This window comes from Staphylococcus sp. SB1-57, from assembly GCF_017086425.1.
GTDB classification, from domain to species: domain Bacteria; phylum Bacillota; class Bacilli; order Staphylococcales; family Staphylococcaceae; genus Staphylococcus; species Staphylococcus warneri_A.
Genome location: NZ_CP070964.1, coordinates 787823 through 805748, shown reverse-complemented (window position 1 = coordinate 805748; position 17926 = coordinate 787823). Strand labels below are relative to the sequence as shown.

The window sequence follows — 17926 nt, the reverse complement described above, 5'->3', positions numbered from 1 at the left end:
GGTGGGAATATTATGACAGTAAAAACAACAGTTTCAACCAAAGATATTGACGAAGCTTATTTACGTCTTAAGAATATAGTTAAAGAAACGCCTTTACAATTAGATCACTATTTATCTCAAAAGTATGATTGTAAGGTATATTTAAAAAGAGAGGACTTGCAATGGGTACGTTCCTTTAAATTACGTGGTGCTTATAATGCTATTTCAGTCCTTTCTGATGATATTCAAAGTAAAGGGATTACATGTGCTAGTGCTGGAAACCATGCTCAAGGTGTCGCCTACACAGCTAAAAAACTTAATCTAAAAGCTGTCATTTTTATGCCCGTCACTACGCCTTTACAAAAAATTAATCAAGTTCAATTCTTTGGAAATGGCAATGTTGAAATTAAATTAACTGGTGACACATTTGACCATTGTTTAGCAGAAGCGCTTGAATATACTAAACAAAATAATATGACATTTATTGATCCATTTAATAATGTTTATACTATTGCAGGTCAAGGTACTTTAGCTAAAGAAATGATTACACAATCTCGCGAGGAAAATATCAATTTTGATTATTTATTTGCAGCTATTGGCGGTGGTGGTTTAATTTCAGGTATTAGTACTTATTTTCATGATTATTCTCCACAAACTAAAATCATTGGAGTAGAACCTGCTGGAGCTAGTAGTATGTATGAATCTGTAGTAGTTAATAACAAAATTGTAACATTAGAAAACATTGATAAATTTGTTGACGGTGCATCAGTCGCTAGAGTCGGTGATATTACATTTGAAATTGCTAAATCTTTCGTACATGACTATGTGCAAGTGGATGAAGGTGCAGTTTGTTCAACAATTCTAGATATGTATTCTAAACAAGCAATTATTGCCGAACCAGCTGGAGCATTAAGTGTAGCAGCATTAGAAGACTATCGTGAATCAATCAAAGGAAAAACAGTAGTTTGTATCGTAAGTGGTGGTAATAATGATATTAACCGTATGAAAGAAATTGAAGAACGTTCATTATTATACGAAGAAATGAAGTATTATTTCATTCTTAATTTTCCACAAAGACCTGGTGCACTTAGAGAATTCGTTAATGATGTACTAGGACCACAAGATGATATTACTAAATTTGAATATCTAAAAAATCATCTCAAAATACTGGTACTGTTATTATAGGCATTCAACTAAAAGATCACACAGATTTACAACAATTAAAAGAAAATGTAAATCAATTTGATTCTTCAAACATTTACATTAATGAAAATAAAATGCTATATTCATTATTAATTTAAAACGGACGAAGCTATGTAAACGTGCATGGCTTCGTTTTAGTTTATACTTTGAACTATTAGCTCGACTAAGCTCGTTGCACTCATTCTTCAATTCATCATCTAAACGCATTTGCTCTGCGTTGACTTTCTTTTTTGAATATAAAAAAAAGAGACCTTACGGTCTCAATTATATTTGCGCGGCATGAGCTATTAAGTAAGTAAAACATGTGATTTTCAATCACTGTTTTGCTTTAGAACGTTAGTCTGCTACCTTCGGCGCTAAGGAGCTTTTTCAACTTGAGAGAAATACGCTTATACTTCTTCATTTTCATCTCTCCCTTACTCACTTAGCTCGACTAAGCTCGTTGCACTCATTCTTCAATTCATCATCTAAACGCATTTGCTCTGCGTTGACTTTCTTTTTTGGGCATAAAAAAAGAGACCTTACGGTCTCAATGCGGCTCATCGCATCCTATTATTTGCCTGGCAACGTCCTACTCTAGCGGAACGTTAGTCCGACTACCATCGGCGCTAAGGAGCTTAACTTCTGTGTTCGGCATGGGAACAGGTGTGACCTCCTTGCCATTGTCACCAGACAAATGGAATGTATTATACATTCAAAACTAGATAGTAAGTAAAATGATTTTGCGTCGCAAAACATAAATTTTGATTAAGTCTTCGATCGATTAGTATTCGTCAGCTCCACGTGTCACCACGCTTCCACCTCGAACCTATTAACCTCATCATCTTTGAGGGATCTTATAACCGAAGTTGGGAAATCTCATCTTGAGGGGGGCTTCATGCTTAGATGCTTTCAGCACTTATCCCGTCCATACATAGCTACCCAGCTATGCCGTTGGCACGACAACTGGTACACCAGAGGTATGTCCATCCCGGTCCTCTCGTACTAAGGACAGCTCCTCTCAAATTTCCTACGCCCACGACGGATAGGGACCGAACTGTCTCACGACGTTCTGAACCCAGCTCGCGTACCGCTTTAATGGGCGAACAGCCCAACCCTTGGGACCGACTACAGCCCCAGGATGCGATGAGCCGACATCGAGGTGCCAAACCTCCCCGTCGATGTGAACTCTTGGGGGAGATAAGCCTGTTATCCCCGGGGTAGCTTTTATCCGTTGAGCGATGGCCCTTCCATGCGGAACCACCGGATCACTAAGTCCGTCTTTCGACCCTGCTCGACTTGTAAGTCTCGCAGTCAAGCTCCCTTATGCCTTTACACTCTATGAATGATTTCCAACCATTCTGAGGGAACCTTTGAGCGCCTCCGTTACCTTTTAGGAGGCGACCGCCCCAGTCAAACTGCCCACCTGACACTGTCTCCCACCACGATAAGTGGTGCGGGTTAGAAAGCCAACACAGCTAGGGTAGTATCCCACCAATGCCTCCACGTAAGCTAGCGCTCACGTTTCAAAGGCTCCTACCTATCCTGTACAAGCTGTGCCGAATTTCAATATCAGGCTACAGTAAAGCTCCACGGGGTCTTTCCGTCCTGTCGCGGGTAACCTGCATCTTCACAGGTACTATGATTTCACCGAGTCTCTCGTTGAGACAGTGCCCAAATCGTTACGCCTTTCGTGCGGGTCGGAACTTACCCGACAAGGAATTTCGCTACCTTAGGACCGTTATAGTTACGGCCGCCGTTTACTGGGGCTTCGATTCGTAGCTTCGCAGAAGCTAACTACTCCTCTTAACCTTCCAGCACCGGGCAGGCGTCAGCCCCTATACATCACCTTACGGTTTAGCAGAGACCTGTGTTTTTGATAAACAGTCGCTTGGGCCTATTCACTGCGGCTCTTCTGGGCGTTAACCCTAAAGAGCACCCCTTCTCCCGAAGTTACGGGGTCATTTTGCCGAGTTCCTTAACGAGAGTTCGCTCGCTCACCTTAGAATTCTCATCTTGACTACCTGTGTCGGTTTGCGGTACGGGCACCTGTTATCTATCTAGAGGCTTTTCTTGGCAGTGTGAAATCAACGACTCGAGGAAACAATTTCCTCTCCCCATCACAGCTTGACCTTATGAGTGCCGGATTTGCCTAACACTCAGTCTTACTGCTTGGACGTGCAATCCAATAGCACGCTTCGCCTATCCTACTGCGTCCCCCCATCGATTAAAACGATACTAGGTGGTACAGGAATATCAACCTGTTATCCATCGCCTACGCCTGTCGGCCTCAGCTTAGGACCCGACTAACCCAGAGCGGACGAGCCTTCCTCTGGAAACCTTAGTCAATCGGTGGACGGGATTCTCACCCGTCTTTCGCTACTCACACCGGCATTCTCACTTCTAAGCGCTCCACATGTCCTTGCGATCATGCTTCGACGCCCTTAGAACGCTCTCCTACCATTGTCCTACGGACAATCCACAGCTTCGGTAATATGTTTAGCCCCGGTACATTTTCGGCGCAGTGTCACTCGACTAGTGAGCTATTACGCACTCTTTAAATGATGGCTGCTTCTAAGCCAACATCCTAGTTGTCTGGGCAACGCCACATCCTTTTCCACTTAACATATATTTTGGGACCTTAGCTGGTGGTCTGGGCTGTTTCCCTTTCGAACACGGACCTTATCACCCATGTTCTGACTCCCAAGTTAAATTGATTGGCATTCGGAGTTTGTCTGAATTCGGTAACCCGAGAAGGGCCCCTCGTCCAAACAGTGCTCTACCTCCAATAATCATCACTTGAGGCTAGCCCTAAAGCTATTTCGGAGAGAACCAGCTATCTCCAAGTTCGATTGGAATTTCTCCGCTACCCTCAGTTCATCCGCTCACTTTTCAACGTAAGTCGGTTCGGTCCTCCATTCAGTGTTACCTGAACTTCAACCTGACCAAGGGTAGATCACCTGGTTTCGGGTCTACGACCAAATACTAAACGCCCTATTCAGACTCGCTTTCGCTACGGCTCCACATTAGCTGCTTAACCTTGCATCAAATCGTAACTCGCCGGTTCATTCTACAAAAGGCACGCCATCACCCATTAACGGGCTCTGACTACTTGTAAGCACACGGTTTCAAGTTCTCTTTCACTCCCCTTCCGGGGTACTTTTCACCTTTCCCTCACGGTACTGGTTCACTATCGGTCACTAGAGAGTATTTAGCCTTAGGAGATGGTCCTCCCAGATTCCGACGGAATTTCACGTGCTCCGTCGTACTCAGGATCCACTCAAGAGAGTATATATTTTCGACTACAGGATTATTACCTTCTTTGATTCAACTTTCCAGATGATTCGTCTAATATATACTTTTGTAACTCCGTATAGAGTGTCCTACAACCCCAACAAGCAAGCTTGTTGGTTTGGGCTCTTCCCGTTTCGCTCGCCGCTACTCAGGGAATCGATTTTTCTTTCTCTTCCTCCGGGTACTAAGATGTTTCAGTTCTCCGGGTCTGCCTTCTGATATGCTATGTATTCACATATCGATAACATGACATAACTCATGCTGGGTTTCCCCATTCGGAAATCTCTGGATCAACGCTTACTTACAGCTCCCCAAAGCATATCGTCGTTAGTAACGTCCTTCATCGGCTTCTAGTGCCAAGGCATCCACCGTGCGCCCTTAATAACTTAATCTATGTTTCCATCCTACAGGAAACGCGTTATTAATCTTGTGAGTGTTCTTTCGAACACTAGCGATTATTTCTTATGAATTCAAGCTTTAAAACTCTAATTCACTCGGTTTTGCTTGGTAAAATCTGTTTTACTTACTTATCTAGTTTTCAATGTACAAGTTCTATTTCCAGTCAAGCGTTTGCATACTGCTTTGTTATCATTACTTTAAATACCCATTTACTCTAGTAAACTCCGCTTTAAAGTAACTCAACGCATTGTCTGCGAATCGCTTTCTTTGAAAAAGAAGATATGTTGAATGTTATATAAACATTCAAAACTGAATACAATATGTCAATGTTATTCCTTCATCTTCTACGAAGATGTTCCGAATATATCCTTAGAAAGGAGGTGATCCAGCCGCACCTTCCGATACGGCTACCTTGTTACGACTTCACCCCAATCATTTGTCCCACCTTCGACGGCTAGCTCCATAAATGGTTACTCCACCGGCTTCGGGTGTTACAAACTCTCGTGGTGTGACGGGCGGTGTGTACAAGACCCGGGAACGTATTCACCGTAGCATGCTGATCTACGATTACTAGCGATTCCAGCTTCATGTAGTCGAGTTGCAGACTACAATCCGAACTGAGAACAACTTTATGGGATTTGCTTGACCTCGCGGTTTAGCTGCCCTTTGTATTGTCCATTGTAGCACGTGTGTAGCCCAAATCATAAGGGGCATGATGATTTGACGTCATCCCCACCTTCCTCCGGTTTGTCACCGGCAGTCAACTTAGAGTGCCCAACTTAATGATGGCAACTAAGCTTAAGGGTTGCGCTCGTTGCGGGACTTAACCCAACATCTCACGACACGAGCTGACGACAACCATGCACCACCTGTCACTTTGTCCCCCGAAGGGGAAAACTCTATCTCTAGAGCGGTCAAAGGATGTCAAGATTTGGTAAGGTTCTTCGCGTTGCTTCGAATTAAACCACATGCTCCACCGCTTGTGCGGGTCCCCGTCAATTCCTTTGAGTTTCAACCTTGCGGTCGTACTCCCCAGGCGGAGTGCTTAATGCGTTAGCTGCAGCACTAAGGGGCGGAAACCCCCTAACACTTAGCACTCATCGTTTACGGCGTGGACTACCAGGGTATCTAATCCTGTTTGATCCCCACGCTTTCGCACATCAGCGTCAGTTACAGACCAGAAAGTCGCCTTCGCCACTGGTGTTCCTCCATATCTCTGCGCATTTCACCGCTACACATGGAATTCCACTTTCCTCTTCTGCACTCAAGTTTTCCAGTTTCCAATGACCCTCCACGGTTGAGCCGTGGGCTTTCACATCAGACTTAAAAAACCGCCTACGCGCGCTTTACGCCCAATAATTCCGGATAACGCTTGCCACCTACGTATTACCGCGGCTGCTGGCACGTAGTTAGCCGTGGCTTTCTGATCAGGTACCGTCAAGATGTGCACAGTTACTTACACATTTGTTCTTCCCTGATAACAGAGTTTTACGATCCGAAGACCTTCATCACTCACGCGGCGTTGCTCCGTCAGGCTTTCGCCCATTGCGGAAGATTCCCTACTGCTGCCTCCCGTAGGAGTCTGGACCGTGTCTCAGTTCCAGTGTGGCCGATCACCCTCTCAGGTCGGCTACGTATCGTTGCCTTGGTAAGCCGTTACCTTACCAACTAGCTAATACGGCGCGGATCCATCTATAAGTGACAGCAAAGCCGCCTTTCACTATTGAACCATGCGGTTCAATATGTTATCCGGTATTAGCTCCGGTTTCCCGAAGTTATCCCAGTCTTATAGGTAGGTTATCCACGTGTTACTCACCCGTCCGCCGCTAACGTCAAAGGAGCAAGCTCCTTATCTGTTCGCTCGACTTGCATGTATTAGGCACGCCGCCAGCGTTCATCCTGAGCCAGGATCAAACTCTCCATAAAAAATTATGATGTTTGATTAGCTCATAAAACTAAATTAATTGTTGTAACTTTCGTTACATTATTGGAATTAACGTTGACATATTGTCATTCAGTTTTCAATGTTCATTTAAATAAATCATGGAGCGGGTGATGGGAATCGAACCCACAACATCAGCTTGGAAGGCTGAGGTTTTGCCATTAAACTACACCCGCATATATAACTTCAAAAGTTATTTTGGTGCGGCCGAGAGGACTTGAACCTCCACGGGATTTCTCCCACTAGGCCCTCAACCTAGCGCGTCTGCCATTCCGCCACGACCGCTGGCAAAACGCATTCAAAAGTTTATCGATTTCTCAATAGCATAATAAATTGTAAATCATTTATTAAACGATGTCAATAACTTTTTAACATTAAATTAATAAAATTAATTATCTTGTAATGTTTGCTAATTTATTAATGCAACGCTATTTATAATAAATCATTGTAAAAGTAATGTCAATACTTATTTGAAATATAAAGAGAGAGCACTTAATTAATTTTCTTAATAGTACTCTCCCTCAAATTCATATCTATTTACTCTTAGATTTATAATGATTTAATTAACCTTTTTTCTATTTAACCTTAATTTTCCACCGCATTTGCCACATCTCATGATACTTATATTTACTTTTTTTATTCTTAAATATTTTGTACCACAATTAGTACAAATATATTCATAGTTAGCACGTGTTTCATATGATTGAGTTGGACTGCAATATCTTGGTGCACCAACTTTTGCACTTAAATTTTTAAAGTCTCGATCTTTATGTTTATAACCTTTATCTAAAATATGCAAATGATAATGACAAAGTTCATGTTTTATAATATCGATAATGGCTTTTTTACCATAATGCTCATATTGTTTTGGATTAATTTCTATATCATGTGTTTTTAGTAAATATCTACCGCCAGTTGTCCTTAAGCGTTTATTAAAATACGCATTATGCTTAAATGGGATTTTAAAATATCTTAAGGAAATATCACATACTAAACTTTGTAATTCCTGATCATTCATATGGATTAATCATCGTCAATGAAACTTTATCTTTTTGTGTATCTATGCTAAGTATCCAAACATCGACAATATCTCCTACACTTACGATGTCCATAGGGTTCTTCACGAATTTTTTTGATAGTTTTGAGACATGGACAAGTCCGTCTTGTTTGACGCCAATATCAACAAATGCTCCAAAATCTACAACATTTCTAACAGTTCCACTGAGTTTCATTCCTTCTGATAGATCCTCTATTGATAAAACATCTGATTTTAAAATTGGTGTTTCAAATTCATCACGTGGATCTCTATTTGGTGCTTTTAAAGATTTTATAATATCTTCTAAAGTTGGTATACCTATATTTAATTGATCAGCAATTTCATGTACATCAATTGAATCTAATGTGCTTTTTAATGTTTCACTACCTACATCTTCAACTTTAAGATTTAATTGGTTTAGTAATTCATATGTTACTTCATAACTTTCTGGATGGATAGATGTATTATCTAACGGTTCTGAACCATCTACAATTCTCATGAAACCTATACTTTGTTCGAATGTCTTGGCACCTAGACGCTTAACTTTAGCAATATCTTTATGATGTTTAATAGCGCCATTTTCTTCTCTATATTCTATTAGATTTTGTGCAATTTGTGATGAAAGTCCTGATACATATTGTAATAATGAACGTGAAGCCGTATTAACATCTACGCCAACTTGGTTTACTGCTGTTTCGACAACAAATGTTAGTGCTTTCTCTAATTCTTTTTGGTTCACGTCATGTTGATATTGACCTACCCCTATTGATTTTGGATCTATTTTGACTAATTCACTTAAAGGATCTTGTACCCTTCTTCCTATTGAAACGGCACTTCTTTCTTCAACTTGGAAATCAGGAAATTCTGCACGCGCAATTTCTGATGCTGAATATACTGACGCACCTGCTTCATTTACTATAATAAATTGCACATTAAGATTATATTTCTTAATTACATTATCGATGAATTGTTCTGTTTCTCTACTAGCCGTACCGTTTCCAATTGCAATTAATTGAACATCATAATCATTAATCATTTTTACTACTATTTTTTCAGCTGGTTCAATTTTATTCACTGGAGGATGTGGATATATCACATTCTTAGCCACAAATGTGCCATATGGATTAATAACCGCTAGTTTACATCCTGTTCTAAAAGCTGGATCTACACCTAGTATTTGCTTCCCTTTCATCGGCGGTTGTAATAGTAAGTTTCTTAAATTCTCACTGAAAACATCTATAGCATGGTTTTCAGCTTTTTCTGTTAAATCGCCTCTGATTTCTCGTTCAATAGAAGGCATTATTAATCTCTTGAGACTATCTTTAATTGCATTTCTTACAATTTCTGTCGCTTCATTTTCACCTTTTATTTCTTGTTTTTCGATGTCTTTTTCTACTTGTTCTGTATCAAATTCTATTTTTACAGATAATATTTTTTCTTTTTCTCCTCTATTAACGGCTAAAACCCTATGATTAGCTATCTTTTTAATCGGTTCTGCATAATCATAATACATAGAGAATATTTCTTTTTCATCTTCAGCTTTTTTCTTTTTAGTAGTTACGATTTGTCCGTGTTGATATACATTTTTTAATATTCTTGAACGATATTTAGGGTTGTCAGAAATTTGCTCTGCAATGATGTCTTGTGCACCTTGAATAGCTTCTTCAACGCCTTTTATTTCTTCATTAATAAACATTTGAGCTTTTGATTCAACATTTTCATTTAGTTTAGGCTGTAACAACCAAGTAGCAAAAGGTTCTAAACCTTTTCTTTTCGCTTCAGTGGCACGTGTTTTTTTCTTTTGTTTATAAGGTCTATATAAATCCTCAACACGTTGTAATTTAGTTTGTTTAAGAATATTGTTTTTTAATTCATTAGTTAGCATACCTTGTTGCTCAATACTATGAATAACTTCTTCTTTTCTTTTTTGTAAATTGACCATGTATTGATATTCATCTGATATTTGTTTAATTTCTACTTCATCTAAACCACCAGTTTGTTCTTTACGATATCTCGCAATGAACGGAACGGTATTTTTATCTTCTAAAAGTTTTAATACTGAAGTGATTTGTTTTTCTGAAAAATTATATTTTTCAATAATTGATTTTATTAAATGATTGTCCATAGTTCTACCACACTTTTTCTTTAATTTATCTTTTTATTTTAACATAGTTGCTTTCTGTAATTATTAATACTAATACTCTTATTATCAAGTATTATAAGTATAAAAACAAAAATAAGATTACTATTTCTTCAACAGTACCTCACATTATTGTGTGGCTTCTGACTAAAGAAATAATAACCTTATAAATATTAATGTTAACTATTTTTAAATATTTATTGTTTAGCTGCTTCTTGCAACTTTTTAATTGCAGTTCGCTGTAATCTAGACACATGCATTTGGCTTAGTCCTATACGCTCACCAGTTTCTTTCTGACTTAATCCTTCAATGAATGTACACTGAATGATTTCTTTCTCTCTGTCAGATAATATTGGTAAAATTCTTTCAAGTATCATGCGCTTTTCTGTAAGATCATAATTATCATCTTGTTGACCCATAATATCTAATAAGGTAACTGTAGACCCGTCTTTGTCCGCTTCAATTGAATGGTCTACACTTAATGCATTATAGCTTTGGCCCATTTCCATAGCTTCAAGTACTTCTTCATCTGTAACTTCCAAACGAGCAGCAATTTCACTTATTGAAGGTGAACGTTCTAATTCATTTGTAAGTTCATCACTTACCTTCTTTATGCGTGGACCTATTTCTTTTATACGTCTAGGTACATGAACACTCCATGTTTTGTCTCTTAAATATCTTTTTATTTCACCAATAACAGTTGGCACTAGGAATGCTTCAAATTTTCGATCAAATGACAAATCAAATCTATTTATAGCACCTATTAAACCAACCATTCCCACTTGAACTAAATCTTCATGATGTGATTGACCTTTAGAATATTTATAAGCTAATGATTCAATTAGTTTACGATAGTGCCTTACTAACTTATCTTGAGCTCCGCTATTTTGGTCTTCTTGGTGTTCTTTAATCCATTGGTTAATCTGTTCAGGTGATACATCATTAACTGATTTCGACTCTTTCGTCATTATTTCGCACCTGCTCTTTTTTTATATACTTAATCATACTTATAGTAACACCAGACTTTTTGTAAACAGTTACTTCATCCATTAGTGACTCGATTAAGAATAATCCTAATCCACCCTCACGTAAGAAATCTATATTTTCGTTATCATTATAAGGCCCTAAATTAGATTTAGTTGTCTCATAATCAAAGCTTTCACCTTGATCTGAAATCACAATCTTAATTTTATCTTCAAAGACTTCAAAGCACAAATTAATCATGCCTGTTTCGGGATTATGTCTATATGCATGTTTGACTGCATTCGTAACTGCTTCACTTACAGCAATTTTTGAATCTTCTATATCATCATATGATGCACCTGCTCTAGTAAACACTCCAGATAATGTTAATCTAATTAAACTTACATATTCGGCAGAAGCTGGTAACCGCATTTCAATATAATCTTGTTTAGATTGCATGTTACTCTACCTCCGTTCCTTCATTAACATGCATTAAATCTTTTAATCCGGTAATATCAAACAATCTTCCTATACGGTCAGAAACGCCTAAAATATATAAATCTTTACCGTTTTGATTTAATGCTTTAAGTGTGCCTACAAAAAGACCCAAACCTGTTGAGTCCATATAACTAACATTTGCTAAATTTACATGAATATCGTGTGTACCTTCCTGTCTCATTGGTACTAACACTTCTTCTAACTCAGGTACTGTATAAACGTCTAATTCTCCGCCAACTTTAACTTCATAATATGTATCATGTGTGACAGTCTCTATATTAAGATTCATTTGGTTACACTCCTAATTATATTTCAAATCTTCTAGTTTACTATTCAAGAATAATTATACCCAAAGTCAACGTTGCTTAATCATAAAATAAAAATTAATTTACTCTTTTAATAATTAAAATAGTCATATCATCTTTTTTATTAGGATTTTGTACTTTTAATATTGCTTCATAAATAATTTGAACAATATCTTGAGGGTGCATATGTTTATATTTCTTGATTAAATTTAATAAAGTATCTTTCTGGATGAATTCGCCTTCTTTATTTCTTGCTTCTGTGACTCCATCAGTAAATATAATCACCAAATCATCAATATAGATTGGTATTTCCTGCTGACTATATCTAGTTTGTTGATTAACACCTAAAACACGGCCTCTTACTTCAATTTCTTGAAACTCTTCAGTTTCGGCTCTATATACATAACCTGGTTCATGACCAGCTGAACTGCAATATAATAAATGGTTCATTTCTTCATACAAACCATAGAACATTGTAACAAACATATTTTGGTTGACGTTTTTTTCGACAACTCTATTGAGCCTCTTTAACCCTTCACTTGGCAATTGAGAATGTCCATATGAGTCCATACCGAACTTTATCATACTCATTGCTAAAGCAGCCGGTATACCTTTTCCAATGACATCTGCAACTGCAAAACTCATAGTACCATCATTGTGATCTATTAAGTTAAAATAATCTCCACTTACCTTTTGAGCTGCAACTGATATTACACCAATTTGAATACTATCGAATTGAGGAATATCTGTTTTCAACATAGTTTGTTGAAGTCTAGAAGCTAGATCTATTTCTTTATCGTGGTATTGAAGTTTGTTTACTAATTTTTGATAATCTCTATAACTGTAACCAAATCCTTTAACTACTTCTTGAAGGACATCTAAAGTATCAAGCGCTTCGTGATCAGTAACGTTTAATGAAGATATATAATTTTTATGTATTTCAACAATATCTTCTGGCAAAATGTCCTTTTTTATAACTTCATTAGTAAACTCTTCACACTTTTTTATTAATTGAGTTTTATTATTCGTGCTTAAACTTTCATCAATCAATTTTTTATAATCTTTTTTAAATTCTTCCACGATTTTGCCTCCTCAATACGACTTCAACGCTCAGTTTCTAACGTTCAATCAAAATATCTTTCTTTATAATTAGTAAAAAAGACTAAAACCTCGATACATCTAAAAAAGACTTTAGGAATGGAATACCTAAAGCCGTAAAACTTAAGACATCCTTTTATAATAAATAATACTTCGAAATAACTATCATTGCTCATAAAATGTTAAAAACTAAATGCTCAACGTTATAAATAAATCTATTTATATATATTTAAGCAGTTGTAATTATTATAAAGTTATTGTCTTTGATCTCATTATTTTATTTGTATTGGAATAATACATACAATTAATTATGTCTTAGAATGATTGAAATTATGTAAACCTAGACTGATGTCTAGGGCGTAATCTACTTCTTTCATTTTGTTATCAGACAAATATGTGAGTTTTTCTTTCAAACGATTTTTATCTAAAGTACGAATTTGTTCTAGTAAAATGACTGAATCCTTATCAAGTTTGTACTTTTTCTTTTCAATCTCAACATGTGTAGGTATCTTAGCTTTATTAATCCTTCCAGTAATTGCAGCTACAATTACAGTGGGACTATATTTATTACCTGTGTCATTCTGAATAATGACTACGGGTCTCACTCCCCCTTGTTCTGACCCTTGAACAGGCGATAAATCCGCTAGATAAACGTCTCCTCTTCTAATCATTCATTCTTAGCATTAGAAGTTAAATATGTTTCATTGCAATCGCACGCTTCACATTCAATAGGAAAAGCTTCGGTTGCTAGGGAGAGATTTAAATCAGCCATTTGTGCATAACCTTCTTTTAAAGATTGCTCTAAACTGTAACTTCTATTTTGATTAAAAGATAACATACAAAGAACCTCCATCTGATTCCAAAAGTTGCATTATTAAGATTTCTTAATTTAACTTAATAATAACAAATTTTGAAATCAGTGACTATACTTATTTTAATAATTCATTAGATATCTCTGTATTATCTTCTATGTGATAAATGCGTGGTAATCGTCTTGATAAATTGCATAGAACTTCATAATTTATTGTATTTTGCTGCTTAGCTAATGCTTCAACAGATTGTTCTGTATCTACATGGTTATCTAACAGAATTACTTTATCTCCGACTTTTACTGTATCTGGAATTTTGACCATCGTTTGATCCATACATACTCTTCCTATTACTTCGCATTGTTGACCGTTCACATTGACATATGACCCTTGCATAGAACGTAAATAACCATCTGCATAGCCAATTGGTAATACAGCTATTCTCGTTGGTTCCGTTGCAGTATAAGTACTGCCATAACTTACAGAATCACCAACATTCAATGTTTTTGTTTGTACAATTTCACTCACTAATTGTGCACTTGGTTTCAAATGTACTTTAACGTTTTCTTTCACATATTCAGAAGGATAATATCCGTATAGTGATATACCTAAACGAATCGCATTACAGAACTGACCATCCATTAATAGAGAACCTGCTGAATTTTGTGTGTGTATATAATGTGGTTTTTCTACTTGTTCTACAAGTTCTTTGAATTTTTGATATTGTGTAGCCATATCGTCTCCAGGTTCATCAGCACATGCAAAATGAGTATATACACCTTCAAATACAAGTTGGTCATATTTACTAATAATATCTACAACTTCTTTGTATTCTTCAACATCTTTCATACCTAGTCTACCCATACCTGTATCAAGTTTTAAATGTAACCAAAGTGCTTTCTCATTTTCATCTGATATGTTCTTAATGGATTCTTTTAACCAAGATTTTGAAGGGACTGTCAATGCGACACGGTGTTGGATAGCTTTATTAATATCTTTAGGCGGAATTACTCCTAAAATTAAAATTTTAGCTTTAATGCCATGCATACGTAATTCTATTGCTTCGTCTAATGTTGCAACTGCAAAAAATGAAGCACCATTTTCCATTAAGTGTTGTGCAATTCTAACACTACCTAAACCATATCCATTGGCTTTAATGACTGATATAACAGTCTTATTAGCATGCAATTTATCAAAAGTTTGATAATTAGATAAGATTGCATTCAAATCTATATTTAAATACGTCGATCTGTAAAATTTTTCTGACATAATGTCATTACCTCCTTTAAAACCTAACAACATAAATACAAATGAGTTAGTTCACACATCATGATTATCATCTTGTTTCTCTAAAAGAACTTGACTCATCGCGTAATTTTCAGTGTGGGTAATACTCACATGAACTCGAAAACCACTATAGTCTATGCATGGTTTGCCTAGATAATCGTTATAGCAGTTGATATCATGAAATGCTATTGTTTTCCCTAATCCAGTTCCTAAAGCTTTACTAAACGCTTCTTTAGTAGCAAATCTTCCCGCAAGATATTCAATTTTTCTTTTTTGTTGTGAAAAACTATTAAATTTGATTTGCTCTTCTTTAGATAGAATTCGTTCAACAAACTTTTGATTTTGCTTATTATAAACATTTTTTATTCTCTCAATTTCTATTAAATCTAATCCAATACCATATATCATAGGACGCCTCGTTATCTTTTATCATTCTATTCTTATAATTTTACATCATTTTGATTTAGATTTTCACTATTTCGTCTTTCTTTAATTAAATGTTTGATTTCTTCAGCTTTTTCTTTGTTTATAAGTAATAATTCAGAGTTACCTCCTGCTGTTGATAAAGTGACTGTAGCTAGTTGATATTTTCTCATAATAAAGCCTTCGCTTATATCAATATTTTGAATTCTAAAAAACGGTATAATATTAGTATTAATAAAGATAATCCCTTTTCTCACATGTATCTCGTTATTCTTTATTTTATATCTGAAATTCTTATATCTAAATGTTGGTATAACGAATAACATTGTAATACTGCATACAATAAAGAGTGTTATACCTCCAATAGCGATTGACCAGTTATCTGTTAAATGTAAAAATTTCCAATTTAGAATTAGAATACAAATCAAAATAAGAAAAAGTATGATCAACAAAATAGAATTAGCTAAAACCATAGATTTCTTAGCATTAACATCCATATAATTATAATTCGACACGTTGATCACCTCCTACATACCATGTTTTAAGGGTTTCTATTGATTTTTCATCTGAGAATTTTAATCCAATTGTTTGATTTGAAGCACCTTTAGAAATTAAGAAGTTGAAATTACCTAAATGATTTCTTATTAAAAATGGATGAGTTTTAATTTCCATTCCAATAATTTTATCGTATTTTAAATAGTATCTTTTAATACTAAACAAGTTCACTTTCTGTACTGTCATTTCGTCATTTTCAAGTTGAAATCCAGACAAATGAATATAAAGTAATGCTTCAATAATTAGTGCTAAAATCATTATACAAACTATAAATAAAGCCCAAGCTGACCAATAATATAGTCCTATAATACCAATTAAGATTAATACCAACGAAGGGATTAAAAAATGTCTATGAAAACCTCTCCAAGGCATACCGATATGAGCAGGCTTGAACTCCACTTCTGGAATTAATGCCTTAATGATTCTATATGCCTCTTTACTCTTTATGAATGGAATAATCATTATATTTCCACCTACAGTTGAATCATCTTCCATCTTCTCTTCAAAATCACTCGTAATCAATACGTGTATAGCTGTAAAACCGAATAACTTTCTAATATATGATTGATGTTCGACAACTGCTTGAATACGCTCTGTAGGTACGGTAACGTTCTTTTTAGTAAACAAACCATATTGAATTTTCAATTGATGATTTTCTTGTGTTAGTGTATATCCGAAATATTTAATGAAATTGATAATTGCACCTATAATATAACTCGCAACTAATATCACTCCAATGATGATACTTACGATTAATACAATGGCATTAGCCAAATGAGTCATTTCTTCAGTAATACTTTTCCACGGAATGATATTGGACACACTACCTATGATAGGTGAAATAGTTGCTATTGCGATTCCTATAGCACCACTTGTTAATGACATTAAAATTAAATCTCTGATTGATAACTTAAATACACGACGTTTTTTGGGTTCCTCATTAAATGATTCTTTCTTATGTAATTCATTATTCTCTTCAGTATTATGAAAATCATTTGTTTCTATTTCAATCTGAGAATTATCTAACTGAGTTTGAATATTTTTGATTGTATGTTCTAATTCAATACTTTGTGATTTGGATATAGTTGATAATTCTATACCATCACTTGGTGTTTTTATTTGTAATTGCACACCACCTACTATTTGATTAATCATACTTTGTGAAGTGTCTACAGATTGAATACGACTGATATCTAACTCTTTACGTTCTTTGTTAAATATGCCCGTTGTTAATATAAAGTGGTTATTTTCAATCCAATATCTTGTCTGATACACTTTCAATATTTGTCCAATAAACGATATTAAGAAAAATATAGACAACACTGCCGGTACAATATACTCACGAATATTAGTAAAATCAAAGTCTTTAAAGTTAAAAACTAAAAATACAATAATTACAATAATATTTTGTTTGAACGCTTCAATTAAGCCTGATATATAAGAAATAGGGTGTAATTTTTGTGGGCTAAACATCATATTCAGCTCCCCTCAATTGACTAAAAATTTGATCTTCTATATATTCTGCTTCCTTTTCAGAAACAAATGGTAATTCAATCGAATGACCTGCAGAAACAAATGAAATTTCATTAATTTTAAATAATTTAGCTAGTGGGTTAGTTCTAATTTGTAAAAATTGAAGTCTTTCTACTTTAGTGATGTCTTGACGTTTAAAGAAAAAAGTAGACTTCACCTCTAAAATATTATGATGAATTCGATAATATAAAAAGTGATAATTTACAACAGGAACGTAAAAGAATCTAATTAAACTTATCCCCCATAAAAGAAAATATATGTATATGATAAAGTGCCACCAATTAAATTGATTCCATAAATAAAATAGAATTGTAAAAATAATAATTTCAATAATCAAGTTAAGCCCTGAAGTTAAAAAATAGTATGTCAATGTATTTCTGGGACTTTTATGAAATGTATTATCCATCAATAAGCTCCTTTTCATTTTAGTCACATTATATCATAGACAAATTACCTTCTAAATGCTCCTCATTACTTATTAAC

Annotated in this window: 13 protein-coding genes, 2 tRNA genes, 3 rRNA genes and 1 pseudogene; 1 reads left to right on the top strand and 18 read right to left on the bottom strand. The window is 35.6% G+C overall.

Going from position 1 to position 17926, the window contains the following annotated elements; genetic code table 11:
* Nucleotides 1-12 precede the first annotated feature (12 nt).
* Nucleotides 13-1280: pseudogene (gene ilvA / locus JX000_RS03945) on the top strand (threonine ammonia-lyase IlvA).
* 460 nt (nt 1281-1740) lie between these two features.
* Here ilvA and rrf read toward each other — a convergent pair.
* The 18 genes from rrf to JX000_RS03855 all read right to left on the bottom strand — a co-directional run bounded on the left by rrf (nt 1741) and on the right by JX000_RS03855 (nt 17849).
* Nucleotides 1741-1855 (bottom strand): 5S ribosomal RNA (gene rrf, locus JX000_RS03940).
* A 70-nt stretch (nt 1856-1925) separates the two neighbouring features.
* Nucleotides 1926-4847 (bottom strand): 23S ribosomal RNA (locus JX000_RS03935).
* Between the two features lie 380 nt (nt 4848-5227).
* Nucleotides 5228-6780, bottom strand: a 16S ribosomal RNA gene (locus tag JX000_RS03930).
* The 16S, 23S and 5S rRNA genes sit together here with 2 tRNA genes alongside, the layout of an rRNA operon.
* 118 nt (nt 6781-6898) lie before the next feature.
* Nucleotides 6899-6972, bottom strand: a tRNA-Gly gene (locus tag JX000_RS03925).
* Between the two features lie 23 nt (nt 6973-6995).
* Nucleotides 6996-7081 (bottom strand) — tRNA-Leu (locus tag JX000_RS03920).
* A gap of 274 nt (nt 7082-7355) precedes the next feature.
* The gene (locus JX000_RS03915; protein ID WP_124227710.1) at nt 7356-7814 is read right to left on the bottom strand and encodes a SprT family protein; all 459 of its coding nucleotides are present in this window, start codon (nt 7812-7814) and stop codon (nt 7356-7358) included.
* Entirely contained in the window at nt 7807-9957 is a 2151-nt protein-coding gene (locus JX000_RS03910; RefSeq protein WP_206140907.1) for a Tex family protein, read from the bottom strand. Before JX000_RS03910 ends, JX000_RS03915 begins: the two co-directional genes overlap by 8 nt.
* Before the next feature lie 212 nt (nt 9958-10169).
* A complete protein-coding gene (gene sigB / locus JX000_RS03905) occupies nt 10170-10940 on the bottom strand; it encodes an RNA polymerase sigma factor SigB (protein ID WP_002451621.1) in 771 nt (256 codons plus the stop codon).
* Entirely contained in the window at nt 10915-11394 is a 480-nt protein-coding gene (gene rsbW, locus JX000_RS03900; RefSeq protein ID WP_206140906.1) for an anti-sigma B factor RsbW, read from the bottom strand. The genes sigB and rsbW overlap by 26 nt, the downstream gene beginning before the upstream one ends.
* Nucleotide 11395: 1 nt before the next feature.
* Nucleotides 11396-11722 carry an anti-sigma factor antagonist gene (locus tag JX000_RS03895; protein ID WP_002466754.1) on the bottom strand — a complete coding sequence of 109 codons (327 nt, stop codon included), beginning with the start codon at nt 11720-11722 and terminating at the stop codon, nt 11396-11398.
* Between the two features lie 94 nt (nt 11723-11816).
* Nucleotides 11817-12818: a SpoIIE family protein phosphatase gene (locus tag JX000_RS03890; protein ID WP_075778711.1), complete on the bottom strand. Its 1002-nt coding sequence runs from the start codon at nt 12816-12818 to the stop codon at nt 11817-11819.
* Between the two features lie 326 nt (nt 12819-13144).
* Nucleotides 13145-13507, bottom strand: a complete 363-nt coding sequence (locus tag JX000_RS03885) for a type II toxin-antitoxin system PemK/MazF family toxin (protein WP_002451625.1) — start codon at nt 13505-13507, stop codon at nt 13145-13147.
* Nucleotides 13504-13674 carry a type II toxin-antitoxin system antitoxin MazE gene (gene mazE / locus JX000_RS03880; protein ID WP_002451626.1) on the bottom strand — a complete coding sequence of 57 codons (171 nt, stop codon included), beginning with the start codon at nt 13672-13674 and terminating at the stop codon, nt 13504-13506. The genes JX000_RS03885 and mazE overlap by 4 nt, the downstream gene beginning before the upstream one ends.
* Before the next feature lie 91 nt (nt 13675-13765).
* A complete protein-coding gene (alr, locus tag JX000_RS03875; RefSeq protein ID WP_002451627.1) occupies nt 13766-14914 on the bottom strand; it encodes an alanine racemase in 1149 nt (382 codons plus the stop codon).
* A 51-nt stretch (nt 14915-14965) separates the two neighbouring features.
* Nucleotides 14966-15340 carry a holo-ACP synthase gene (gene acpS / locus JX000_RS03870; RefSeq protein WP_206140905.1) on the bottom strand — a complete coding sequence of 125 codons (375 nt, stop codon included), beginning with the start codon at nt 15338-15340 and terminating at the stop codon, nt 14966-14968.
* 32 nt (nt 15341-15372) lie between these two features.
* A complete protein-coding gene (locus JX000_RS03865; protein WP_002451629.1) occupies nt 15373-15870 on the bottom strand; it encodes a PH domain-containing protein in 498 nt (165 codons plus the stop codon).
* Nucleotides 15857-17383 carry a PH domain-containing protein gene (locus JX000_RS03860; protein WP_206140904.1) on the bottom strand — a complete coding sequence of 509 codons (1527 nt, stop codon included), beginning with the start codon at nt 17381-17383 and terminating at the stop codon, nt 15857-15859. The genes JX000_RS03865 and JX000_RS03860 overlap by 14 nt, the downstream gene beginning before the upstream one ends.
* Nucleotides 17376-17849, bottom strand: a complete 474-nt coding sequence (locus tag JX000_RS03855) for a PH domain-containing protein (protein ID WP_002451631.1) — start codon at nt 17847-17849, stop codon at nt 17376-17378. Before JX000_RS03855 ends, JX000_RS03860 begins: the two co-directional genes overlap by 8 nt.
* Nucleotides 17850-17926: the final 77 nt, after the last annotated feature.